This is a genomic window from Acinetobacter sp. Leaf130 (genome assembly GCF_001423205.1).
Taxonomy (GTDB): domain Bacteria; phylum Pseudomonadota; class Gammaproteobacteria; order Pseudomonadales; family Moraxellaceae; genus Acinetobacter; species Acinetobacter calcoaceticus.
Genome location: NZ_LMOE01000001.1, coordinates 1 through 22,650, shown reverse-complemented (window position 1 = coordinate 22,650; position 22,650 = coordinate 1). Strand labels below are relative to the sequence as shown.

Here is a 22,650-nt window from a genome sequence, read left to right as displayed (position 1 = left end):
TTGCTTGCAAATCTCAATATGTGCTGGCTATTAGAAAATAAGACATATTATTAACGCTGCCCCATTTTATTCATAACAAATGAAGTCGCTACTTTATTCACTTCCAGAAATACAAAATAATCTAGACAGTTAAATTCTTCATCAAAAAATGCCTGTTTCGATAGTTTTGACTGCATGCTCAAATACATTTGGAACAGTTTCGGCATACGCTCATCTTGTGGAAAGCTAAATTCAGGATATTCAGGTTCGTAGATTTTTTTCGAACGGATATCAATGGTTTTACTTTCAGATAATTGCTGAATCTGGCGATGCGTGTAGTACGCTCTAGCCAAATTATCTTGCAAATGAATACTGACGCAGCCCATTAAATATTTAGCGCGCATTGACCATAGCACTTTCGGTGCAAGGTTCAGCCACAGCATCGATAACGCTTTACCATTACGAAAGCGAGGATGGACACAGGTACGCCCTATCTCTAACACATTAGGCAGGTGCGATAACTGCGGAACAATATCAAACTCATGTGCGCTGTAGCTTTGTGCTATCTCATGACCTTGAAATAATTTTAGACGGGTATACGCTACAATTTCTCCAGTCCACTTTTCACGTAAGACTGCATGCTCACAACCAAAATCATAAATATCTTGATCTAAGTTATCTTCAAAATGAATTCCAAATTGTTGGCTAAATTGTTGTGCACGAAATCGTTGTACATCTTGTAATTCTTTTAAATTATCAACCCACTCAAAACGAAATTGCGTTTGATTTATTGCTTTATTACGATTTAAAGGTAAAGTCCAGGTTTGGCGATATTGATTAAATTTTTCCAGCATAATGAACGCTCCTAGTGACACCCCTTACACTAGTCAAAGCTCATGACAAAAAAATGACCAAATTAAAATGGTATAAAAAAGACCACCTAGAGTGATCTTTTTATTGAGAATAACAGTTTTATTAAGCAGTTTTTGCGCGATTAGAAATCAGTGTTCCAACCCCATGATCAGTAAAGATCTCAAGTAGTGTTGCATGTGGTACGCGACCATCAACAATATGCGCACTAACAACCCCGCCTTTAACAGCATCAAGTGCACAACCTACTTTAGGAATCATACCGCCATAGATCACGCCTGTTTCAATGAGACGATCAACTTCTTGTGTAGTAAGGCCAGTTAACAGATTTTTGTTTTCATCCAGCACGCCACTAATGTTTGTGAGCAAGATTAATTTTTCAGCACCTAATGCTTCTGCCACCTTACCTGCCACTAAATCAGCATTAATATTATAAGTATTGCCTTCTTCATCTACGCCTAATGGCGCAATAACTGGAATAAAGTCACTTTGGGTAAACATTTCCAACACATCTGTTTTAACGCCAGTTACTTCACCGACCATACCTAAATCAATATGTTTGATAGAACCGTCTTCTTCTTGCTTTTCCATAAGTAATTTACGAGCACGAAGTAAATTACCATCTTTACCTGTTAAACCAATGGCGCGGCCGCCATGTTTATTAATCAGGTTAACAATCGATTTATTTACACTACCACCTAATACCATTTCAACCACTTCCATGGTTGCAGCATCAGTTACACGCATACCGTCAATACGGTCAGACTCGCGGCCTAACTGCTTTAAAAATGAGTCTACTTGTGGCCCACCACCGTGAACAACAATCGGATTTAACCCTACCGTTTTAAGTAAAACGATGTCTCGGGCAAATGAACTTTCTAGCTCCGGATCAGTCATCGCATTGCCACCGTATTTCACCACCAGCGTTTTACCAGTAAAACGTTGAATATACGGCAAAGCTTCAATCAAGATTTTTGCTTTGTCGATACCGATATGCTGATGTTGGGGCATTACGCCTCTCCTTACTTAGGCCTCTGAAAGTTCTTGTGCAATTTGCGGATAGTGCTCTTGCAACATATCTACAAATTTTTGCTGGATTTCCTTTAATCGTAAAGGATTATCTGCGTCAAATCTTACTGTAAAATATTCACCAGTATTTGATGCTCGAATAATGCCAAAACCATCATCAAAATCAAGACGTACGCCATCGATTTTACTGATACGAGCACCTAAACGATGACTTAAAATTTCAATATCTTGTAATACATACTTTGGATCGGACTGATACGTGCCAATATAGGTATCTTCTGTACAACATCTTTCTGGATAAGGAGCAAACAATTCGGAAATTGTTGTAGCATCAGATTTGGTAAAATATTCCATTACACGTAATGCAGCATATAAACCATCGTCATAGCCAAAACCACGCCCATCATTAAAAACGTAGTGGCCTGCATATTCTCCACCAAAAATGGCGCGTCCATTTGACTGAGATAAATAAGCCCGTAAAAAACTACTTCCCGTGCGGATCATTTTTGCTTTTCCGCCGAGTTGTTCGACCGTTTTTTGAACCATGCGTGAACATTTCACATCAAAAACGATTTCTTGCTCTGGGTGCTGCTCTAGGCACATTTGTGCAAAAAGTGACAACAATCGGTCTGCAGTCAATATCTGGGCTTTTTCATCTACTAAAACGACACGGTCACCATCACCATCAAGGGCAATGCCTATATCTGCTTGTTGCTCAATAATTGCTTTTCGCAAATCACTTAAATGTGCTGCATGTGAAGGATCAGGTGCATGGTCTGGAAACTCTCCATTTGGATTGGTTCGTAAAGCAATCACTTCGCAGCCCATTTTTTCCAATATTAATTTTGAGCAGTGTCCAGCAGAGCCATGTAAACCATCTAAAACAACTTTTAAAGGACGTTTTAACTGAATATCTTTAAAAATGGCTTGCTGGTATTTCTGGCAAAACTCAGCTTTAAATTGAGCCGCCGTTAACTCAAGAACAGAAATTGAATGGGCTGGTACATAAGTTTGAGCTTCATCACCAACCTGCTGAATCATTTCTGGAGACGGCGGCTCACCTTTTAAAATCCACTTAATACCATTATCCGATTTTGGGTTATGGCTTGCGGTCACCATAATGCCATTGCCGCCAAACTCTCGCGCAATGTAATACATCATTGGGGTGGAGCAACAGCCAATATTGGTGACGTTTAAACCTTGTTCTATTAAAATTTCTTCAATTAAGTGTGCATAGGCTGGACTTGTGAGACGGGCATCATAGCCAATCACTAATTGAGTTTGTTTTGCTTGTTTGTATTGTTGTGCCAATCCGTAGGCAATCGAACGAACAACGTCCGCGGTTAAGTAAGAAAGTTTGCCTCTAATATCGTAAGCACGAAAAATACTTTTTGGAAATGAGTGTCTTACATTCATAGTGTATCTTCTATTTAAAGATCAATCCGATCTATCGCAAAAACATAGATTATTCAAAATTTTTGAAAGGTTTGTTTGCTAAAAAAGTTAAAAGAATATGAGTAAAGCGTGTTGTAATATAATCCATTGTAACATTCAAGATGTAAAAAGAAACGCCTGTTCAACAGGCGTTTGATTTTCGTTAATATTTTCAAAAAACTTATTGTTTTCCTGTGTGACCAAAGCCACCAGCGCCACGTAAAGTTTCTTCAAATTCTTCTACTTGCTCAAATTCAGCTTGAACAACTGGAACTAAAACGTACTGTGCTAGGCGCTCACCTGGTTCTAGACGGAATGTGGTTTGACCACGGTTCCAAACTGAAACCATCAATTCACCTTGATAATCTGAATCAATTAAACCAACTAAATTGCCAAGCACGATACCGTGTTTATGACCTAAACCTGAACGCGGTAAAATTAAACCAGCAAAATTTACATCATGAATATAAATTGCCATACCTGTTTTCACTAAAACAGTTTGTCCTGGTTCAATATCAATTGCTTCATCGACGCAGGCACGTAAATCTAAACCTGCTGAACCTGCTGTTGCATAAGAAGGTAAAGGCCATTCTTTACCTAAACGCGGATCGAGCAATTTCACTTGAACTTTCATGGGATTTCCTAAAAATTAAAAAATTAACGCTTTAATAAAGCTTTTAAATTTGCCAGATATTGTTGAGCCTGTTCTTTAGGGTCAACATTAGCCGCAATTTTCTTTTTGCGCCCTAACCACTCCAACTCATCTTGAGGAAGTTCATCAAGGAAACGGCTTGGGGTCATCTGTCTCATCTGCCCGCCATTTTTACGCTGCTCTGCCAAAGTTAAGGTTAAACCTTGACGTGCGCGAGTAATTCCCACGTACATCAGACGGCGTTCTTCCTCAATAGTTTCTGCTGCAATGGAGTTTTTATGCGGTAAAAGCTCTTCCTCTAATCCCATAATATAAACATATGGGAACTCCAAACCTTTTGCCGCATGTAACGTAAGTAAGTTGACTTTGTCTGTATCTTCTTCTTCCTGCTGCTGTTCTAACAGGTCAAGCAGAACTAGTTTTCGAATAACACTTTCAATGTTCTTTTCATCAACATCTTCTGCGCGATTAATTAGGTTTTGAATACTGTTAAATAAATTCTCGATATTATCGAGTTTACTTTTCTCTTGCGCAGGGGTTGCGGACTGTTCACGAACGTAATCCATATAGCCTGCTTCGTTCATCATTTGACGAACTTTAGGTACAGGCTCATCGTCTTCTAGCAATTCACGGGTAAACGTCGCAATAAAGTCGGCAAATTCATGAAGTTGAGTTTCGGCTTTTTTAGGAAGCACCATACTTAAACGCTGGTCAGCAGAAGCCCCAAGTAAAGACAAATTATTTTCTTGTGAGAATAAACCTAACTTCTCAAGAGTAACCGGCCCAATGGCGCGTTTAGGTGTATTAATAATACGTAAGAACGCACTGTCATCTTCAGGGTTAATAATAAGACGCAAGTAACTCATTACATCTTTAATTTCTGCACGAGCAAAGAAAGATGTACCGCCAGATAATTTATACGGAATTTGCATTTGGCGAAGCTGTGTTTCTAGTACACGCGCCTGAAAGTTCCCGCGATATAACACAGCGTAATCTTTCCAGTTTTTACCGTTCATTAGCTTATGAGTCAGTAAGTCTTTTACCACGCGCTCTGCTTCATCGTCATCATTACGACAAGTAATGATTCTGATGACTTCTCCATGCCCTTTGTCACTCCACAATTTCTTATCAAAAATATGCGGGTTATTTTGAATCACACAGTTGGCAGCTTTTAAAATACGGCTGGTCGAACGGTAATTTTGTTCAAGCTTAATAATATGTAAATTTGGGAAGTCCTGTTTCAACAAAGCCATATTTTCAGGCTTGGCTCCACGCCACGCGTAGATCGACTGGTCATCGTCACCTACCGCAGTGAACTGCCCCATCACCCCAACTAAGAGTTTGACCAAAATATACTGAGCCGTGTTGGTATCTTGATATTCATCGACCAATAAATAGCGAACACGGTTTTGCCATTTATCACGTACTTCTGCATTTTCTTGCAATAAGCGTGTTGGCATAACAATCAAGTCATCAAAATCAACAGCGTTGTAAGCACGTAAATTACGTTCATAAAGCTGATAAAGATGCGCAAACTGTACATCTTCAGGTGTTTCACAAGTCGAATGTGCTTGCTCTGGCACGATCAGATCGTTTTTCCAATCTGAAATTTTCTTCATTGCCTTGGCAATTAATTCTTTACTTTCTGCACCCGACAAATTGTCGCGATGCATCAGATCCATCAAAATACGTTTACAGTCATCTGCATCTAAAATCGAAAAATTAGCTTTTAAAGGTAAATTTTTAAGTTCTAAACGTAAAAGGTTTAAACCAAAAGTATGGAAAGTGGAGACAGATAGACCTTTTGATTCTTCACGTGACAAAAGCTTGGTCACACGCTCTTTCATTTCACGTGCAGCTTTGTTTGTGAAGGTCATCGCGGTTATACGATGCGCTGGAATACGGCAATGCTGCACCAAATAGGCAATTTTACGAGTAATTACCGATGTTTTACCTGAACCAGCGCCAGCAAGCACCAATAAAGGGCCCTGAGTATATTTCATGGCTTCTTCTTGCTTGTTGTTCAATTGACTGGCAGATGACATCGTGTATTACCTCTTAATTTTTCGAGCATGATTATAGTCATCTCTGTTTTAGAATCCCAATAGTAAATCTACGGATATGTATAAATGATGTCTAATAATGCAATTTATGCGCCGCAGTTTGTCGTGGTTATTTATTATTCACAGTCATAAAAAAACCACCCGAGGGTGGTTTTTAACACAATAAATTAAATCTTATTGTTTTGCATAAATGCTGATTTCTACACGGCGGTTTTGTTCACGGCCAGATGCAGTTGAGTTATCTGCGATCGGGTTAGAAGAACCATAACCTTGTGCATCGATACGGCTAGATGAAAGGCCTTTACCAGCTAAATAGTTTTTAACTGATTGTGCACGTGATTGAGATAACGGAATGTTGATAGAGTCATTACCAGTGTTATCAGTATAACCAGTAACCAAAATCGCACTCTTGTTATCTTCAGCCAATGTTTGAGCTACTTTGTCTAAAGTTGAATAGAAGTTTGGCTTGATGTTTGATTTGTTTGTATCAAAAGTAATGCTACCAGGCATAATCAATTGAACAGAACCATCTGGATTACGGCCAACGTCTACGCCAGTACCTGCCATTTGTTGACGTAATTTTTTCTCTTTCTGGTCAAGGTATACACCACCAGCGGCACCAAGAACTGCACCGATTGCTGCAGCACGGTTATTTTGACGGCTTGAGTTTGCATTTGACTTAGAAATACCGTAGCCAGCTGCTGCTCCAATTAAAGTACCTAATGCGGCTTTATCGTATTCAACGCCACCAAGATTATTACCAGTTGTTTGACAACCAGATAGTACTACTGCTGCCCCTACCACTGTTGAAATAACTAATGCACGCATTGCATGCCTCCTCACTTTGTGTGTTTTGTTGTCTGGATGAATAATGAAACAAAAACGAAGTATAAAACATTGATATTTTGTTAATAATAAACACTTTAGTTACTTTTTTGTAATATTTTGATGCACTTTCAGATGCTAGCTCATCACAATTTCTTCATTGTTGTCTAAGATGTCGTTGTATTTCATATTACGATAGTTATAGTTAAACAACTTTTCTATGGATTTTAGACATTCGGGGTCATTCATATGTCAACTGCACCCAATAAGCAATCTGCGCTAAAAAAAATTACACGTGGACTCACTGTAGGTACAGTCATTACAGGAAGTACGTTTTTTCATGGTCCACCTGTTTTGGCATTAGGTCTGACCAAGCTATTAAAAAAATCATCAAAAATAGATGAAACCAATATCCAAATTACAAATAGCTGGTTAGGTGTTAATAATTGGTTGATTGATCATGTCTTACCAAATCTAAAATGGGATATTACGATTGATGAGGGACTTGACCTAAATATGCAAGGTCGTTATCTCATGACTTGTAATCACCAAAGTTGGGTAGATACAACGGTAAACCAATATTTTGGTTTAACCCGTATGCCACTCACCCGCTTTTTTACCAAATGGGAACTCATCTTTATTCCTTTTGTTGGGCAAGCATTTAAAATTTTAGGCTTCCCGATGATGAAGCGTCACACCAAAGAACAGGTTGCAAAGAATCCTGAGCTCAAAGACCGTGACATGATGGAAGCACGTAAAGCCTGCGAGCAGCTTTTAAGTCAACCATTTACATTATTAAATTATTTAGAAGGTACTCGTTTTACTCAAGAAAAACATGACCAGCAAAAATCACCATATAAGCATTTACTTAAACCTAAAGCGGGTGGTTTAGCCCTTGCATTAAATATCCTGGGTGACAAAATTGATGCCTTGGTTGACATGACGATTGTCTACCCTAATGGCGTACCCGGATATAGTAATTTCTGGCTAGGTGATGTTTCAAAAATTGCGGTAAATTTGCGTAAAATTGAAATTCCAGATTGGGTTCTTGGTGGAAACTATGAAGATGACGCGGTTTACCGTGAACGTTTCCAACAATGGGTCCATGAAATTTGGACCGAAAAAGATCAACTTATTGAGCAAATAAAATCTCAATATCTCACTACGAACATTTAAGAAAGCACCCGTTATTATGCAAAACAGTTCTGGGAAAAAAACGAAATATCACCATGTCGACCCAAACAGTCTTTCATTTAAGCTGTTTTTGATCTATGACATCTTTATGGTGTTCATTATCATTTTTAACCTGTTCTGTCTGGCTGCAAATTTCTTTTTAATGAGCAGTATTGGGGCATGGTTCTTCGAACACATTCATTTGCCCCAAATTGTGAGCTTTTACCGTAATTCCCTTCACCCATGGGTAATCACATCAGAAGCATGGTTTATTGGTTTTTTAATTGTTGAGTTACTTGTCCGCTGGGGCATTGCCATTATTTATAATCATCATAAACGTTGGTTCTTTTTCCCTTTTATTCACTGGTATGAAATTTTAGCCATTATTCCTCAGCTTCGTTTTTTACGGTTGTTTCGAGCAGGAATTATTGCTTATCGCTTACATGAGCTGGGCTATCCGGTTGTTCCGCCAAGCTGGCGAAAGACAGGTTTGTTTTACTATCGTGTCGTGATGGAAGAGCTGTCCGATCGTGTTGTTATTACGGTAATTGATGGTATTAGATATGAACTTGAAACCAGTTCTAGCCATAAACAAATTATTCACGACTTGGTTAATCATCATCGTGAACAATTTACTGTCACCCTAACAGCATTATTACAAGAGTCTTTAGCCACTGCTTTAAAAGAACAAAAGCCAGCAATTACAAAAGGTGTTGGGAAAATTGTAGATCAGGCCATAGTAGATACCCCTGAACTAACCCAGTTATTACGCTTAATTCCTTTAGTCGGCGGCCGCATTGAACAGCAAATTCAAAGCATTGGTCAAAGATTAGGTGAAAATATTAGTGCAGGTTTAATTGAGCCTTTAATTGAGGGTTCATCGGCGCACCCAAATCCGACTTATCAATTAATTTCTCAAAAAGTGAGTGAAATAAATATTAATAATCGTCAGCTTGAGCAATTGGTTGAATCTGTCGTGTTTGAGACACTCGAGTCTGTACGAAAACAAGTCAAGGTCAAACAATGGCAACAAACGCTTGCGGAGTATGATCGAATCAAAGAATAAGCATTTACTTAATTTTTTATGAATCTCGCTAGAGAATTGGCACAAATTGTTCTAGCATTTGCCCTATTTACAATAAACTTAACGCTATTACAGCTCGTTTAACGCCTTGAAGGAAGACTTATGGCTGATATACGGATTACCGGCAGAATGGTTAACTTTAGCAGGATAACCTTCGATACCAATGATCATGATGTGATCCGCCAGCAATTATCAAATATATTAAATGAAGGTTCCTATCAGGGAACTTTAGTGATTATTGACAGTACAGTTGAGCAAGAATTAATTGCATTAATTCAACTTCTGGTGAGCTTAGGTTTGCAACCTATGGCGGTAATCGATGGTATTTTAGGAGATGAGGCTCGCGCTATTCAATTCCCTGTTTTACCAGCAGATCAACCATTACAGCGTATCAAAGCCACAACCGAACAAGTCGCGATTGTAGAAAAACCGGCTACCGCTCCTGCCTCGTCTTCAGCAGAAACAAAAAAACCACTAAACAAGATAGCGGTTGCTCATATTACCTCTTATCATGATGAAATTTTGCGTACAGGCCAATCCCTTGTACAAGATAACGGCGATATTATTTTAAAAGCTGGCATGAATAGTGGTTCTGAAGTTATTGCATCAGGAAATATACATATTTATGGCACAGTTCGTGGTAGAGTCATTGCTGGTGCGGGCGGGCACGCAGCTGCACGCATTTTTTGCCAATCTTTAGAGGCTGAGCTCGTTTCCATTGCCGGAACGTATTGTGTCGCAGATGATATCCCTAAACATGTGGTAAAAAAGCCAGTACATATATATTTAAATGAAAAGCAAGAGCTTGAATTTGAAGCGATTGAACTTTAGTTTATTAAGTAAATCACCAAAAAACAGCCCTTTTAAGGGTGAATGACCATAATAGGAGTGGATTCGGTGGCCAAAATTGTTGTCGTAACATCAGGCAAAGGTGGTGTAGGTAAAACTACAACGAGCGCATCTTTTGCAACAGGTTTAGCCCTTCGTGGTCATAAAACTGTTGTGATTGATTTTGATGTAGGCTTACGTAACCTTGATTTGATTATGGGTTGTGAGCGTCGTGTTGTTTATGATTTTGTCAATGTTATTAACAACGAAGCACGTCTGCAGCAAGCCCTTATTCGTGATAAAGATATCGAAAACCTTTATATTTTACCGGCTTCACAAACACGTGATAAAGATGCGTTGAGCGACGAAGGTGTGGCTCGTGTTATTGATGAGCTATCTCAAGAATTTGATTACGTTATTTGTGACTCACCTGCGGGTATTGAGCGTGGTGCGATTTTAGCCATGTATCATGCAGATGAAGCAATCATTGTAACGAACCCTGAAATCTCTTCAGTACGTGACTCTGACCGCATTATTGGTATGTTAGATAGCAAAACCAAAAAAGTTGAACAAAACGAAGGACGTATACGTAAACATTTATGTATTACTCGTTTTAACCCTGAACGTGCTGACCGTCAGGAAATGCTAACAATTGATGATATTTCTAAAGATATTCTACGCGTACCGACATTAGGTGTTATTCCAGAATGTCCAAGTGTATTACAAGCATCAAACGAGGGTAAGCCAGTAATTCTATATTCAGAAACTAAAGCTGGTCAGGGTTATGATGATTTGGTTGCACGCTTTCTTGGCGAAGACCGTCCTTATCGACACATCACAGCTCAACCTAAAGGCTGGTTAGCACGACTATTTGGAGCGTAGTTATGGCAGGATTCTGGAGTAAATTATTTAGCAGTGACGAAAAGCCATCAAGTGCTCAAACTGCAAAAGATCGTTTGAAAGTTATTGTTGCTTCTGAACAAGGTTTAGGCCGCCGTTTAAGCCAAGACAAGATTGATCAGATGAAGAAAGAAATCATGCAAGTGGTCAGTCGTTATGTAAGTGGTGTAGGTGAACAGCATATCCAAATGCAGGTTCGCTCTGAAGCAAATATCGAAATGTTAGAAATGAATATCAATTTACCTGAAGAACGATAATTCTATTTCTGACTGTTCAATAAAACAGAATCAAGGCAAAATAACGCAAGTTATTTTGCCTTTTTTAAAACTGAGGAGATTGTCATGGCATTATCACAGCCAGCAACTTTCAATGAAGAATGGTCCGATGAGCGTGTTTTTGCCTACCTCAACCAACTTCCGCCAACGGGTGTGAACGCAGATTTTCATGTGCTCTACCATGCATTCAAACATATGCGTCCAACAGACTATGAACGTCTTTTGACTCAATTTATTGCGGACGGACGCGATATTAATGCCAAAGACCCGGAAGGCCAACGCATCCATGATGTGATTGCCAAATTTCCGCGTCAATCGGCACCCTTTTTAGAAGTTCTAGCAAAGTTTGCTTAAAAATAAAAAGCCTCTTAAAGAGGCTTTTTTCTTACCTAAATTTATCGATTGCCAATCAGGAAAATACCAAATACGGTAAAAATTCCACCTGAAATACCATCAATCCATTTTGAAAAATTACGATAAGCTGATCTAAAACTTGGTAACGAAAAAATAAAAGTCACAAAGCAGAACCATAAAATCGTTTCAACCGTGACAATAATAAACAGCAACCAATGAACCTGATCAAGTTGAGGATTGGCTAAAAATAAAGAGAAAACACTACCAAAATAAATAACAGCCTTAGGATTTGATAGATTCGTTATAAGACCTTTAATAAAAAATAAGTAAGGTGCTTTGGGTAGCTCGACAGCAACAACATCTTCTTGCTGATTTTTTGAAAATGCTGAACGTAACATTTGATAGCCCAGCCAACACAGATATAAGCCACCAGCAATGAGTAAACCTTGCTTTAACCAAGCCATTTTCTCAAAAATAAGATTTAATCCCATCAGTGCCAAACAAGCCCAAAACATAACACCTGCTGTTATGCCAGCAACCACTAACATAGCGTCTTTACGTGATCGACTAATCGCTGTTTGCGATACAAGGAAAAAATCAGGCCCTGGAGTAATAAGTGCACAAAAATGGATAAAAGCTAAAGTAATTAGAGCAAGTAACATGTTTTCCTCCAGATTTAATTCATTGTTATTTATTTAGGAAAAATACATTAGCATTTTTTACTATACGATAAAATCTTTAAGTCATTTTATGGAAATGTTTATTTTTATTTAAATCATAAAAAAAGCCTCCGAAGAGGCTTTTTAGCTATTTCATATTAAACCAATATATCTCGCTTACCATTAGGGCCCATTGCGCTCACAATGCCATTCTCTTCCATTTGGTCAATGATACGAGCAGCACGGTTATAGCCAAGGCTAAATTTACGCTGTAGCGATGAAGTAGAAGCTTTACGTGTTTCTAAAACAAATGACACACATTGGTCATAAAGTGCATCACGGTCAGAACCACCCTCACCCTCGTCAAAACCACGTGAAGTCGGTTCTTCATCAAATGGAGTCAAGATTTCATCGACATAGTCTGGTTCGCCACGTTCACGCCAAGCATCACATATACGGTTTACTTCATCATCACTAATGAATGCACCATGCACACGCTCAGGTTCGATTTTACCAGGCCCCAAGAACAGCATATCACCATGGCCTAACAGATCTTCTGCACCACCTGCATCCAAAATCGTACGCGAGTCAATTTTACTGTTTACCCGTAATGCTACACGCGTTGGAATATTGGCTTTAATCAAACCCGTGATCACATCAACAGATGGACGTTGAGTTGCAAGTAATAAGTGAATACCAGCAGCACGAGATTTTTGCGCTAAACGCGTAATCATTTCTTCTGCTTTTTTACCGACCTGCATAATCATGTCGGCAAACTCATCTGCCACAATCACAATAGATGGTAACGGTGTTAAACGAGGCGCACGTTCTTGAGTTGCCGAGTCACTTGGTTTCCAAGTTGGATCAATTAGATCTTCCCCATTCGCAATTGCTTCTTCAACTTTACGGTTGTAGTCACTTAATTTACGAATTTTAAGAAATGACATCAGCTTATAGCGACGTTCCATCTCATTCACACACCAGTTCAACGCGCTTACTGCATCTTTCATGTCAGTAACAACTGGAGTTAATAAATGTGGAATATCATTATAGTTTGCAAGTTCTAGCTGTTTCGGATCGATTAAAATCAAACGTAACTGGTCGGGTGTATATTTAAGCAACATCGATAAAATCATCGAGTTTACCGCAACCGATTTACCGGAGCCTGTTGTACCAGCCACTAACATGTGCGGTGCTTTCGCTAAATCAGTTAATACTGGATTACCTGAAATATCTTTACCCATTGCCATACTGATTAATGCGCTTGGATCTCGATAGGTTGGCGTTTCCAATAGCTCGATCAAACGTACCATTTCACGGGCACTATTTGGCACTTCAATACCAATATATGGTTTACCCGGAATAACCTCTACCACACGCACAGAAGCCATCGACATTGAACGGGCTAAGTCACGCGAGATATTCGTTACCTTAGATGCTTTAACACCCGGTGCCAAATCTAACTCGAAACGGGTGACTACTGGCCCTGGTTGAGCTTCAACGACTTGAGCCTTAACATTAAATTCTTGTAACTTAATTTCAAGTAATTCAGATAAGCGCGAAAGCTGCTCTTCAGTAAAGTTAACTTTCTTATTCGGATCAACCTTATCGAGTAGATCAAGGCCAGGTAAAGTTGGTAAATCCAAACGCTTCTTGGCAACCTGCATTGCACGAGACATTGGTCGACCAGCTGCATCTGTTAATGGTGCATCTAAATCGAAATCGTCTTCATCAATATCAGGATTTTCCTGCGGTTTGCCTGCAGTTTCTTGCCACGCTTCAATAAACTCTTCTTTTGAAAGTTTATCTGCCTGAATTGTCGTTTGAATAGGAGCTTTTACAAATGCTGAAGACTGAGCATAACTACTTGCTCTTACAGGTTCTACTGGCGCAATATCTTCATCTATTAATAAATCATCAAAGTCTTCAAAAACTTGTTCGTTTGCTAAATTTTTAGGTGACTGATTTACATTCGATAAAGGTGAAGAAGTTTCTTTCGCAATATTCACCGATTGCGAAGTAGGTTCTGCATCTACATGTTGCTCTTGAACAAATGGTGTATGCACATCTGTTGCAGTTTTGCTGTTTGGAACCGCAGCAAGTAATTCATCAAAAATCTCATCATCATTCCAATCAAGACCATGTAAATCTTGTTTAGGTGTAGATTGAGTTTGATGAACTTGAGAAATTGTTTGCTGAAATTGCTCATGAGCAGGAGTTTGTTCTGTTGAATCATCAGCTGCTCTCAAAAGCGCATCAATTTCTTGCTTATGGCTCGCATCATCACGTTGTAAAGCCCGCCATACCTCACCAGTAGCGACTAAACGTTGGCTGTCTTTTTCAAGCTTATGGGCTTGCTCAAGCGTATGCTCAAAGTTTTGGGTATTTGCAACTGGTGTATCAACTACAGGTTCAGGTCGGCTCTGCTCTTTTGCTAACACATCAGCAAATAAACGCTCAGCAACCGCATCATGTCGTGTTGCCGCAGATTGTGGTTGAGTACTTTCAGATTGGACTGATGCTACTTTCTCATTTGAAGCATTTGTCTCTGCATTTTCTGCAACTTTAACCGCGGCTGCTTTATTAGCAGGCTGTGTTGTTAAATCATAATCCGATTCGTTCGGTGATACGTTTTTATAAAATAAATCTTGTAAATAACTTGGCGTCGCTTTAAGCGTAATCCATGTTTTGCTCCATTGCACCCCAAATGCAAGAGTAAACAAGACCACTCCGAAAACCAGTAAAAATAAGGTCGCACCGTAAATTGTTAGCAATTGAGATAAGCTCTGACCCAACTCGTAACCAATAATTCCCCCAGCTGCATTATCCAAAGTATCAGCAGGCACATTCCAGTGTAAATAAAGTAGGCTAGACACAACCAGAATTAAAAAGAATTGTGCAGCATAACGAAATGGGCGGTTTAAAAAACTACGCGGCCACCACACCTGAATTGCTTCAATGAAAAGGAAAATTGGAATAAGCAAACTTGCCCATCCTAAAAAACCAAACAGCAAATCTGCAATCCATGCACCAGCAATACCACTTGCATTGGATACTTGCTGAGTATCACTGGAAATATGCATCCAGCCTGGGTCAAATGGTGTATATGTTACTGTTGCCAGAAACATATAAATGCCAAAAGAAACCAAGAATAATGTCATCAATAAGCGCTGTGCATAAACACTCGACACCGCAGTCATATACTGTCCTGTAACCCATTTAATTATTGGTTTAGAGATGTGAAGAACTACACTTAGATCTTCAACGAATGAACTTTATATTATGCACCTGTTCTTACAAAAAAGGTGCATGATTCTTTACAGTTGTTGTTAACATGAGCCACTTCTATATTGTTATATAACTTAATTCGATTGACCTGATCAATATTATCCACATTGATTTCACGCTATTGATCGACAAATTCACGTATAATTTTCAAAATTCTCGAAATAAATAAGGATACCCTCAATGAGTGCTCGTCATTCTCGGTTAATTATTCTCGGTTCTGGTCCTGCTGGTTATAGTGCAGCTGTCTATGCGGCACGTGCCAACCTTAAACCTACTTTAATTGCAGGTTTACAACTAGGTGGCCAACTTACAACAACAACCGAAGTTGACAACTGGCCGGGCGATCCTGAAGGTTTAACAGGTCCTGCATTAATGGATCGTATGCAAGCACATGCTGAACGCTTTGGTACAGAACTCGTCTATGACCATATTAACGAAGTGGACTTAAATGTACGTCCTTTTGTTCTTAAAGGTGATATGGAAGAGTACACATGTGACGCTTTGATTATTGCAACTGGTGCTACGGCTCAGTACCTTGGTCTAGAGTCTGAACAGAAATTTATGGGCCAAGGCGTAAGTGCCTGTGCAACATGTGATGGTTTCTTCTACAAAAATCAAAAAGTGATGGTTGTAGGCGGTGGTAACACTGCTGTTGAAGAAGCGCTTTATTTATCAAATATTGCTGCACATGTAACGCTAGTACACCGCCGTGATAGCTTACGTTCTGAAAAGATTTTGCAAGATCATTTATTTGCCAAAGAAAAAGAAGGCAAAATCAGCATTATCTGGAATCATGAAGTTGAAGAAGTATTGGGTGACAATACTGGCGTAACAAGTGTTCGCCTTAAATCAACTCAAGATGACTCTAAGCAAGACGTAGAAGTTCATGGTCTATTCGTTGCAATCGGTCATAAACCGAACACTGCAATGTTTGATGGTCAATTAAACTTACGTGATGGCTATATTCAAGTGCAAAGCGGCACTTCAGGTAATGCAACAGCAACTTCTGTAGCTGGTGTTTTTGCTGCTGGTGACGTAGCTGACAGTATTTATCGTCAAGCCATTACTTCTGCTGGGTCAGGTTGTATGGCGGCACTTGATGCTGAAAAATATCTAGATAATCTCGGTTAATTCAATTAACACAAAAGACATTCAATGCTCTATTGAATGTCTTTTTTAATAGTGTTTTATTTCATCATATTTTCAAAATGGTCCAAATGCGTAAAACGTCCCGACCTCGTCTGATATTGATCAATCTGAGGAACTAACCGTTGAAAGTGTTCAGACTGGACATGTCGATCTAATGCGGCTCGATCTACCCATTCTTCAATAAAAACAAAATGTCCTAAATTTTTTATATCATGATATAAATCGTACGCAATACATCCTTCTTCACATCTCGTTTTTTCAATGAGTTCTTGATAAAGCGGCAAAACAAAATCAATTTTTTTAATATCAATAAAATCTTCTGCAATAAGTTTTAGCATTAAGCAAACCTTTTCTATTCGTTCATTCATGCTAAAGATGAACAATAAAAATTGTCAATGAAGCTCAGTTACGTTAATTTTGAATCATTCTATTTCATTTTATCTTCTATGCAGAAACTTCCACTTTCTCAATTCATTTTCCCTGACCCCATTGAATCTGATCCAGATGGTCATGGTTTAATTTGTATTGGTGCTGATCTCTCCCCTTCTACTCTCTATGAAGCGTACACCCATGGATTATTTCCGTGGTTTAATGAAGATGAGCCCATTTGTTGGTGGAGTCCCGAACCTCGTTGTGTTATCTACCCTCAAAATTACAAGCCGAGCAAGTCGCTACTTAGAAATATGAAAAAATATGACTATGCGATTACGGTAAATCATGCCTTTGAACAAGTTATTCGCTCATGTTCTTTACCAAGAACTTATGCAGATGAAACATGGATTAGTGAAGATATTATTCAGGGCTACTGTGAAATGTTTCAGGCTGGTTATGGTTATAGCGTAGAAGTCTGGCACGAAAAAAATCTTGTTGGAGGTTTGTACGGCATTACGATTGGCAAAGGGTGCTTCGGTGAGTCAATGTTTAGCAATGAAACAGATGTTTCAAAAATGGCTTTTTACACATTAATGCTGATTGGGCAAGAAAATCAGCTCCCTTGGGTAGACTGCCAACTTGTAAATAGTCACTTAATTAGCTTGGGCGCTTGTACACTTTCTCGTCAAGACTACTTAAAATCGTTACAAGATGTAATTATTCACCCCTCTATCAATTGGAAAAAGTATCAAGAACGTGTATTTTCAAGTAAAACAATAGCATTAGATGCAAAATTAATGGAATGATAACAGGAGGGACCAATCATGAAATCATATCACCCGAAGTCCCTTTTAAATGATCTGCAGTATTATATTACTCCACCTCATGATTGCAGCTACTTAGAAAATAAATCGGCGCGCATGGTGTTTTTAGACCCTATTCATCGGATTGATGTGGTCACTCTTTCAGAACTTTCTCGTTTAGGATTTCGTCGTAGCGGTGACTTCGTTTATCGCCCTGAATGCCAGTTATGCAGACAATGTTTGTCTTGTCGTGTTCCAGTTGCCGACTTCCAAATGAATGGAATGCAAAAAAAAGCATGGAAACGAAATCAAGACCTCACCATGACTGTTTTGCCTACTCAGCAAGCAGCACAAATTCATTACGATTTATATGAACGCTATATTAATGAACGCCATGCTGATGGTGATATGTTTCCACCTAGCTTAGATCAGTTTGAAAAGTTTTTAGTACATAGTTGTACAGATAGCTTTTTTCTTGAGCTTTGGAAAGATAACCGTTTAATCAGTGTGTCTACCTGCGATCTAATGGATGATGGGCTATCTGCGGTTTATACTTTCTTCGACCCAGATGAGCACCGAAGATCACTTGGTGTGTACTCTATTCTTAACCAAATCGAATATGTTAAATCGCTTGGTTTAGAATATCTTTATTTAGGCTATTGGGTCCCCCACTCAGCCAAAATGAATTATAAATCGCAATATACCCCTTTAGAACTTCTATTAGATGGACAATGGCGTCGTTTAAACAGATCCTTATCACCAGAAGAAATACAACAGTTAGGTACCTCTCTAATGACCACATTACCTTCTGAATGGAATAATTTAATTATTAAATAATTTTAATCCTGTCTTTTTGTTAGGTCAGCAACTAGACAGGAGTTTTAAAACAACGATGCAAAATCGTCGGTACAGGTTTTTACCATAATTACAGCATGTTCACGCCCACCTTCTTGGGTAGGATAGTAATTACGACGTAGATCTATTTGGTGAAAACCTGTTTTCTCATACAGACCTATAGCTGCTTTATTACTTTCGCGAACTTCTAAAAATATTTGTACTGGCTGATTTTTTAACTGATCAATTGATGCATTTAATAACTCATATCCTAAGCCCTGTCCTTGCATTTTAGGATCAACTGCCATGAGTAATAGATTCGCTTCATCTAGCACTGGCTGCAAAATACAAAAACCAACTACTCTATTTTGTGACTCAATGACTGTACATTGGTAAGAATTCAGAGATTCAACAAATTGCTGTCTTGACCATGGATGTGTTTGCACTGATTTTTCGATTTGTACAACAATATCAATATCAGTGTTTTGCATAGTACGAATCATGAGTTCCAACACAATCAGAGTTTTAAAGTAATGCGTATTATAAAAACTTCACAAGAAAAAACGAGCAAAAAAAAGGACAATTAAATTGTCCTTTTTATCGTTCTTTTTAGAGACCTAACTTTTCACGCCAAGTTGCCAGCAATGCTGTGGTGTCAGAATCATTTGGATGAAACTTTGGTCTTAAGAAATCAAGTAACTCTGGAATCTGGCGGGTCATAAAACCTTTACGTCCATACATGAACTTAAGCATGTATTTAGTATCTTTCAATGTTAATTTTCCATCGGTTTTTAATAACTTGGCAGTAAAATGTGTCTGCGTTGCAAAAATTAATGCCATTGCAATGATTAAAGCCGTTGAACGCATAAAATAAGCTTTTGGTCCTTGTCCATACATACTTGTATACACATCAAATGCCACAGCTTTATGCTCATTTTCTTCTACCGCATGCCACATCCACAAATGATACATCGTGTCATCTTGGAACATCGCTTGAATTTCAGGATTTTGTAAAAGTTCAGCTGCAATAGTCGAAGTGAAATGCTCTAAAGCACACGTTCCGGTCAAATCAATCATTTCTTTGGTATAACCAAAAGGTTTCATTAATTTCGTCATAACAGCTGTACCCATCTTAATGACAGTACCTGTCTGCTTTTCCATATGACGAACATCATATCCGTAAGCTTGCGCTGAAGCATTAAAAGCAAGATGTTCTTTTGAATGCATTGCTTCTTGACCAATAAAGGCACTTATTTCTTTTTGAAGATCCGGATCGGCAAGTTTTGGGTCATTTCTCACAGCACGCGTGCTATTTACAAAGAACTGTTCACCTTCTGGAAAAAGGGCCGATAATGCTGTCATAAAATGGGTTAATCCTGCATCATAATTTGCCCAATAACGAGGGACCTGAGCAAATTCAAAGTCCATACGACGAACAGGGAAACTAGCACCAGCACGATTTGAAATATTTACTTTAGCATTCATCTCAGACTCCTTTTAAGTGAATAGCTAATTCACATATAACTTTATTTATTTTCTTAATATTTATAATCATACGTCTTTCAATGTGCCAATTAAGTGCAGATGAGGACAGAGAAATATCAGATGAGGTCATTAATCACCCCATAAAGGTGCATAGATCTGCTAATCGTTATTGTTAGTACTTAAAAAAAAGGGCTACCAATGAGCCCTTTCAAATCAACATAGATTTAAATTACAAACCTAATTTTGCTTTCCATGTTTTCAATAGACCTACTGTATCCAAATCATTTGGATGAAAACCAGGCTTAAAGTAAGCCAGCATTTCTTTAGCCATGCCAGTAATGATACCTTTCGATGGGCTATATGCGTATTTATAAATCACAGATAGCTCATCCAAATTTAACTTTTTATCTTGCTTTAATAGACGAAGTACAAAAGAAGACTGAATCAAGAAAATCAAAGTCATCGCAAATACTAAAGAGCTTGTACGTAATGCATAAGCTTTTACGCCTTTACCAAATACACCTTCGTACACATCAAAAGCTACGGCTTTATGCTCATTTTCTTCGATAGCATGCCAATACCACATCGTTGACATTGTTTCATCTGTCATCAACTCTTGAATATGCTTATTGACTAATAGCTGTGAAGCAATCGTAGCGGTAAAATGTTCAAGTGCTGTTGTAGCAGTCAGGTCAACCATTTCTTTTGTCAGGCCAAATGGTTTGACAATTTTTACAAAAGCTTGAATTGCTGTTTGAATCGCTGTATCAGTAAACTTCTCTAACGCTTCAACGTCGTGACCAAACTTTTGAGCAGAGGCATTAAAATTCACATGCTCTTGAGTATGCATTGCTTCTTGCCCAATGAAAGCACTAATCTCTTTCTGAAGCTCTTTATCATCTTTAATAGAGGGGTGATAACGTACAGCCCGTACACTATCAATAAAGAATTTTTCACCTGCCGGAAACAACGCCGACAACGCTGTCATAAAGTGTGTTAGTCCAGCAGAACCATTCATCCAATATTCTGGTACATCATTAAAGTCAAAGTTCATACGACGTACAGGAAAGCTTGCCCCTGCACGATTAGTAATATTCACTTTAGCATTCATACCCAAAGCTCCTTAATAAGTAACCCAAGTTACTCAAACTTTATTGTTCGTTTTCTTGATTCTTATCATACAAATTTAATAAAAAGGATTAAGTGTAAATAAGGACATTGAAATATCAGTTAAGGCCAGCTTTTATCGTGATTGTTAGACAATTGAATATAAAAAAAGCGCTCTAAAAAGAGCGCTTTTTTTCACTGAAAGTGATTATGCAGTTACTTTCGCAACAACACCAGCACCTACAGTACGACCACCTTCACGGATCGCAAAACGTAGACCTGGGTCCATTGCGATTGGGTGGATTAANTTATGCAGTTACTTTCGCAACAACACCAGCACCTACAGTACGACCACCTTCACGGATCGCAAAACGTAGACCTGGGTCCATTGCGATTGGGTGGATTAATTCTACTGACATTTCAACGTTGTCGCCTGGCATAACCATTTCAACGCCGTCTTGTAATTGGATTGCGCCAGTTACGTCAGTTGTACGGAAGTAGAACTGTGGACGGTAGCCGTTAAGGAATGGAGTATGACGACCACCTTCTTCTTTAGAAAGTACGTATACTTCTGCATCGAATTTAGTGTGCGGCTTGATTGTACCTGGTTTAGCAAGTACTTGACCACGTTGTACGTCTTCACGCTTAGTACCACGTAGAAGAACACCACAGTTCTCGCCTGCACGACCTTCGTCAAGCAATTTACGGAACATTTCTACGCCAGTAACTGTAGTTGTTTGAGTATCACGGATACCAACGATTTCAACTGAYTCGCCTACTTTCACGATACCAGCTTCTACACGACCAGTTACTACTGTACCACGGCCAGAGATAGAGAATACGTCTTCGATTGGCATTAAGAATGCTTTGTCGATAGCACGTTCTGGTTCTGGAATGTAAGAGTCAAGCGCTTCAACAAGAGCAAGAACTGAAGGCTCACCATATTGACCAGCATCGCCTTCTAACGCTTTAAGCGCAGAACCACGGATAACTGGAGTGTCATCACCTGGGAAGTCATAAGTAGAAAGAAGTTCACGAACTTCCATTTCTACTAATTCAAGTAATTCTTCATCATCAACAAGGTCACACTTGTTCAAGAATACGATGATGTAAGGTACACCAACCTGACGAGAAAGAAGGATGTGTTCACGAGTTTGTGGCATTGGACCATCAGTCGCAGCACATACAAGGATCGCGCCGTCCATCTGAGCAGCACCAGTAATCATGTTTTTAACATAATCGGCGTGGCCCGGGCAGTCTACGTGAGCRTAGTGACGGATTGGAGAATCGTATTCTACGTGTGAAGTATTAATTGTAATACCACGTGCTTTTTCTTCAGGTGCTGAGTCGATTTGTGAGTAATCTTTCGCTTCACCGCCGTAAGTTTTTGCACAAATAGTTGCAATCGCAGCAGTTAAAGTTGTTTTACCATGGTCAACGTGACCGATTGTGCCCACGTTTACGTGTGGCTTATTACGTTCAAACTT

The 22,650-nt window shown here is 38.9% G+C and carries 23 protein-coding genes; 9 read left to right on the top strand and 14 right to left on the bottom strand.

Going from position 1 to position 22,650, the window contains the following annotated elements; all coding sequences use genetic code 11:
* Window positions 1-50 precede the first annotated feature (50 nt).
* The 6 genes from ASF86_RS00110 to ASF86_RS00085 form a co-directional block, all read right to left on the bottom strand.
* On the bottom strand, window positions 51-833 hold the full coding sequence (locus ASF86_RS00110) for a GNAT family N-acetyltransferase (protein ID WP_004641657.1): 783 nt from the start codon (window positions 831-833) through the stop codon (window positions 51-53).
* 121 nt (window positions 834-954) lie between these two features.
* The gene (gene argB, locus ASF86_RS00105) at window positions 955-1,860 is read right to left on the bottom strand and encodes an acetylglutamate kinase (RefSeq protein ID WP_056478360.1); all 906 of its coding nucleotides are present in this window, start codon (window positions 1,858-1,860) and stop codon (window positions 955-957) included.
* 15 nt (window positions 1,861-1,875) lie between these two features.
* The gene (locus tag ASF86_RS00100; RefSeq protein WP_056478358.1) at window positions 1,876-3,294 is read right to left on the bottom strand and encodes a phosphomannomutase/phosphoglucomutase; all 1,419 of its coding nucleotides are present in this window, start codon (window positions 3,292-3,294) and stop codon (window positions 1,876-1,878) included.
* Between the two features lie 199 nt (window positions 3,295-3,493).
* Window positions 3,494-3,946: a dUTP diphosphatase gene (gene dut / locus ASF86_RS00095; RefSeq protein ID WP_003653255.1), complete on the bottom strand. Its 453-nt coding sequence runs from the start codon at window positions 3,944-3,946 to the stop codon at window positions 3,494-3,496.
* Window positions 3,947-3,969: 23 nt separating this feature from the next.
* Window positions 3,970-6,009 carry a UvrD-helicase domain-containing protein gene (locus tag ASF86_RS00090; protein WP_005042641.1) on the bottom strand — a complete coding sequence of 680 codons (2,040 nt, stop codon included), beginning with the start codon at window positions 6,007-6,009 and terminating at the stop codon, window positions 3,970-3,972.
* Window positions 6,010-6,201: 192 nt separating this feature from the next.
* A complete protein-coding gene (locus tag ASF86_RS00085) occupies window positions 6,202-6,855 on the bottom strand; it encodes an OmpA family protein (RefSeq protein ID WP_005042643.1) in 654 nt (217 codons plus the stop codon).
* A gap of 246 nt (window positions 6,856-7,101) precedes the next feature.
* Between ASF86_RS00085 and ASF86_RS00080 the strand changes: the two genes are divergently transcribed.
* From ASF86_RS00080 to ASF86_RS00055, 6 genes are all read left to right on the top strand, one after another.
* Complete coding sequence (locus tag ASF86_RS00080) at window positions 7,102-8,028, top strand: acyltransferase (protein WP_005042645.1); 927 nt, start codon at window positions 7,102-7,104, stop codon at window positions 8,026-8,028.
* Between the two features lie 16 nt (window positions 8,029-8,044).
* Window positions 8,045-9,091, top strand: a complete 1,047-nt coding sequence (locus ASF86_RS00075; protein WP_017391780.1) for a hypothetical protein — start codon at window positions 8,045-8,047, stop codon at window positions 9,089-9,091.
* A gap of 120 nt (window positions 9,092-9,211) precedes the next feature.
* The gene (minC, locus tag ASF86_RS00070) at window positions 9,212-9,940 is read left to right on the top strand and encodes a septum site-determining protein MinC (protein WP_004641649.1); all 729 of its coding nucleotides are present in this window, start codon (window positions 9,212-9,214) and stop codon (window positions 9,938-9,940) included.
* Between the two features lie 66 nt (window positions 9,941-10,006).
* A complete protein-coding gene (gene minD, locus ASF86_RS00065) occupies window positions 10,007-10,819 on the top strand; it encodes a septum site-determining protein MinD (RefSeq protein WP_004641647.1) in 813 nt (270 codons plus the stop codon).
* 2 nt (window positions 10,820-10,821) lie between these two features.
* Window positions 10,822-11,094 (top strand): cell division topological specificity factor MinE, encoded by a 273-nt coding sequence (minE, locus tag ASF86_RS00060; protein ID WP_003653273.1) that lies wholly within the window; start codon window positions 10,822-10,824, stop codon window positions 11,092-11,094.
* Between the two features lie 84 nt (window positions 11,095-11,178).
* A complete protein-coding gene (locus ASF86_RS00055; protein ID WP_005048600.1) occupies window positions 11,179-11,466 on the top strand; it encodes a PA4642 family protein in 288 nt (95 codons plus the stop codon).
* 41 nt (window positions 11,467-11,507) lie between these two features.
* Here ASF86_RS00055 and rhtC read toward each other — a convergent pair whose 3' ends face one another.
* Both rhtC and ASF86_RS00045 read right to left on the bottom strand, forming a co-directional pair.
* Complete coding sequence (rhtC, locus tag ASF86_RS00050; protein ID WP_004641642.1) at window positions 11,508-12,128, bottom strand: threonine export protein RhtC; 621 nt, start codon at window positions 12,126-12,128, stop codon at window positions 11,508-11,510.
* 155 nt (window positions 12,129-12,283) lie between these two features.
* Window positions 12,284-15,325 (bottom strand): DNA translocase FtsK, encoded by a 3,042-nt coding sequence (locus ASF86_RS00045; RefSeq protein WP_056478356.1) that lies wholly within the window; start codon window positions 15,323-15,325, stop codon window positions 12,284-12,286.
* A gap of 268 nt (window positions 15,326-15,593) precedes the next feature.
* Between ASF86_RS00045 and trxB the strand changes: the two genes are divergently transcribed.
* Entirely contained in the window at window positions 15,594-16,544 is a 951-nt protein-coding gene (gene trxB / locus ASF86_RS00040) for a thioredoxin-disulfide reductase (RefSeq protein WP_056478355.1), read from the top strand.
* Between the two features lie 56 nt (window positions 16,545-16,600).
* On the opposite strand, the gene ASF86_RS00035 is transcribed toward trxB, so the two are convergent.
* On the bottom strand, window positions 16,601-16,900 hold the full coding sequence (locus ASF86_RS00035; protein WP_056478353.1) for a putative quinol monooxygenase: 300 nt from the start codon (window positions 16,898-16,900) through the stop codon (window positions 16,601-16,603).
* Between the two features lie 108 nt (window positions 16,901-17,008).
* Here ASF86_RS00035 and aat point away from each other — a divergent pair, with 108 nt between their 5' ends.
* Window positions 17,009-17,740: a leucyl/phenylalanyl-tRNA--protein transferase gene (gene aat / locus ASF86_RS00030; protein ID WP_056481686.1), complete on the top strand. Its 732-nt coding sequence runs from the start codon at window positions 17,009-17,011 to the stop codon at window positions 17,738-17,740.
* A gap of 18 nt (window positions 17,741-17,758) precedes the next feature.
* A complete protein-coding gene (locus ASF86_RS00025; RefSeq protein WP_056478351.1) occupies window positions 17,759-18,574 on the top strand; it encodes an arginyltransferase in 816 nt (271 codons plus the stop codon).
* Between the two features lie 44 nt (window positions 18,575-18,618).
* On the opposite strand, the gene rimI is transcribed toward ASF86_RS00025, so the two are convergent.
* From rimI to tuf, 5 genes are all read right to left on the bottom strand, one after another.
* Window positions 18,619-19,074, bottom strand: a complete 456-nt coding sequence (gene rimI / locus ASF86_RS00020) for a ribosomal protein S18-alanine N-acetyltransferase (protein ID WP_004641628.1) — start codon at window positions 19,072-19,074, stop codon at window positions 18,619-18,621.
* A 106-nt stretch (window positions 19,075-19,180) separates the two neighbouring features.
* Entirely contained in the window at window positions 19,181-20,056 is an 876-nt protein-coding gene (locus ASF86_RS00015; protein WP_017391404.1) for a metal-dependent hydrolase, read from the bottom strand.
* A gap of 229 nt (window positions 20,057-20,285) precedes the next feature.
* On the bottom strand, window positions 20,286-21,167 hold the full coding sequence (locus ASF86_RS00010; RefSeq protein ID WP_056478349.1) for a metal-dependent hydrolase: 882 nt from the start codon (window positions 21,165-21,167) through the stop codon (window positions 20,286-20,288).
* A gap of 204 nt (window positions 21,168-21,371) precedes the next feature.
* Window positions 21,372-21,458 (bottom strand): hypothetical protein, encoded by an 87-nt coding sequence (locus tag ASF86_RS18805; protein ID WP_227508788.1) that lies wholly within the window; start codon window positions 21,456-21,458, stop codon window positions 21,372-21,374.
* Between the two features lie 13 nt (window positions 21,459-21,471).
* On the bottom strand, window positions 21,472-22,650 hold a 1,179-nt coding region (gene tuf, locus ASF86_RS00005; protein ID WP_017390145.1), incomplete at its 5' end, for an elongation factor Tu.

Coding starts and splice junctions, on each gene's coding strand:
- ASF86_RS00110 (WP_004641657.1), bottom strand. CDS start 833: ATGCTGGAAAAATTTAATCAATATCGCCAAACCTGGACTTTACCTTTA.
- argB (WP_056478360.1), bottom strand. CDS start 1,860: ATGCCCCAACATCAGCATATCGGTATCGACAAAGCAAAAATCTTGATT.
- ASF86_RS00100 (WP_056478358.1), bottom strand. CDS start 3,294: ATGAATGTAAGACACTCATTTCCAAAAAGTATTTTTCGTGCTTACGAT.
- dut (WP_003653255.1), bottom strand. CDS start 3,946: ATGAAAGTTCAAGTGAAATTGCTCGATCCGCGTTTAGGTAAAGAATGG.
- ASF86_RS00090 (WP_005042641.1), bottom strand. CDS start 6,009: ATGTCATCTGCCAGTCAATTGAACAACAAGCAAGAAGAAGCCATGAAA.
- ASF86_RS00085 (WP_005042643.1), bottom strand. CDS start 6,855: ATGCGTGCATTAGTTATTTCAACAGTGGTAGGGGCAGCAGTAGTACTA.
- ASF86_RS00080 (WP_005042645.1), top strand. CDS start 7,102: ATGTCAACTGCACCCAATAAGCAATCTGCGCTAAAAAAAATTACACGT.
- ASF86_RS00075 (WP_017391780.1), top strand. CDS start 8,045: ATGCAAAACAGTTCTGGGAAAAAAACGAAATATCACCATGTCGACCCA.
- minC (WP_004641649.1), top strand. CDS start 9,212: ATGGCTGATATACGGATTACCGGCAGAATGGTTAACTTTAGCAGGATA.
- minE (WP_003653273.1), top strand. CDS start 10,822: ATGGCAGGATTCTGGAGTAAATTATTTAGCAGTGACGAAAAGCCATCA.
- ASF86_RS00055 (WP_005048600.1), top strand. CDS start 11,179: ATGGCATTATCACAGCCAGCAACTTTCAATGAAGAATGGTCCGATGAG.
- rhtC (WP_004641642.1), bottom strand. CDS start 12,128: ATGTTACTTGCTCTAATTACTTTAGCTTTTATCCATTTTTGTGCACTT.
- ASF86_RS00045 (WP_056478356.1), bottom strand. CDS start 15,325: ATGACTGCGGTGTCGAGTGTTTATGCACAGCGCTTATTGATGACATTA.
- trxB (WP_056478355.1), top strand. CDS start 15,594: ATGAGTGCTCGTCATTCTCGGTTAATTATTCTCGGTTCTGGTCCTGCT.
- ASF86_RS00035 (WP_056478353.1), bottom strand. CDS start 16,900: ATGCTAAAACTTATTGCAGAAGATTTTATTGATATTAAAAAAATTGAT.
- aat (WP_056481686.1), top strand. CDS start 17,009: ATGCAGAAACTTCCACTTTCTCAATTCATTTTCCCTGACCCCATTGAA.
- ASF86_RS00025 (WP_056478351.1), top strand. CDS start 17,759: ATGAAATCATATCACCCGAAGTCCCTTTTAAATGATCTGCAGTATTAT.
- rimI (WP_004641628.1), bottom strand. CDS start 19,074: ATGATTCGTACTATGCAAAACACTGATATTGATATTGTTGTACAAATC.
- ASF86_RS00015 (WP_017391404.1), bottom strand. CDS start 20,056: ATGAATGCTAAAGTAAATATTTCAAATCGTGCTGGTGCTAGTTTCCCT.
- ASF86_RS00010 (WP_056478349.1), bottom strand. CDS start 21,167: ATGAATGCTAAAGTGAATATTACTAATCGTGCAGGGGCAAGCTTTCCT.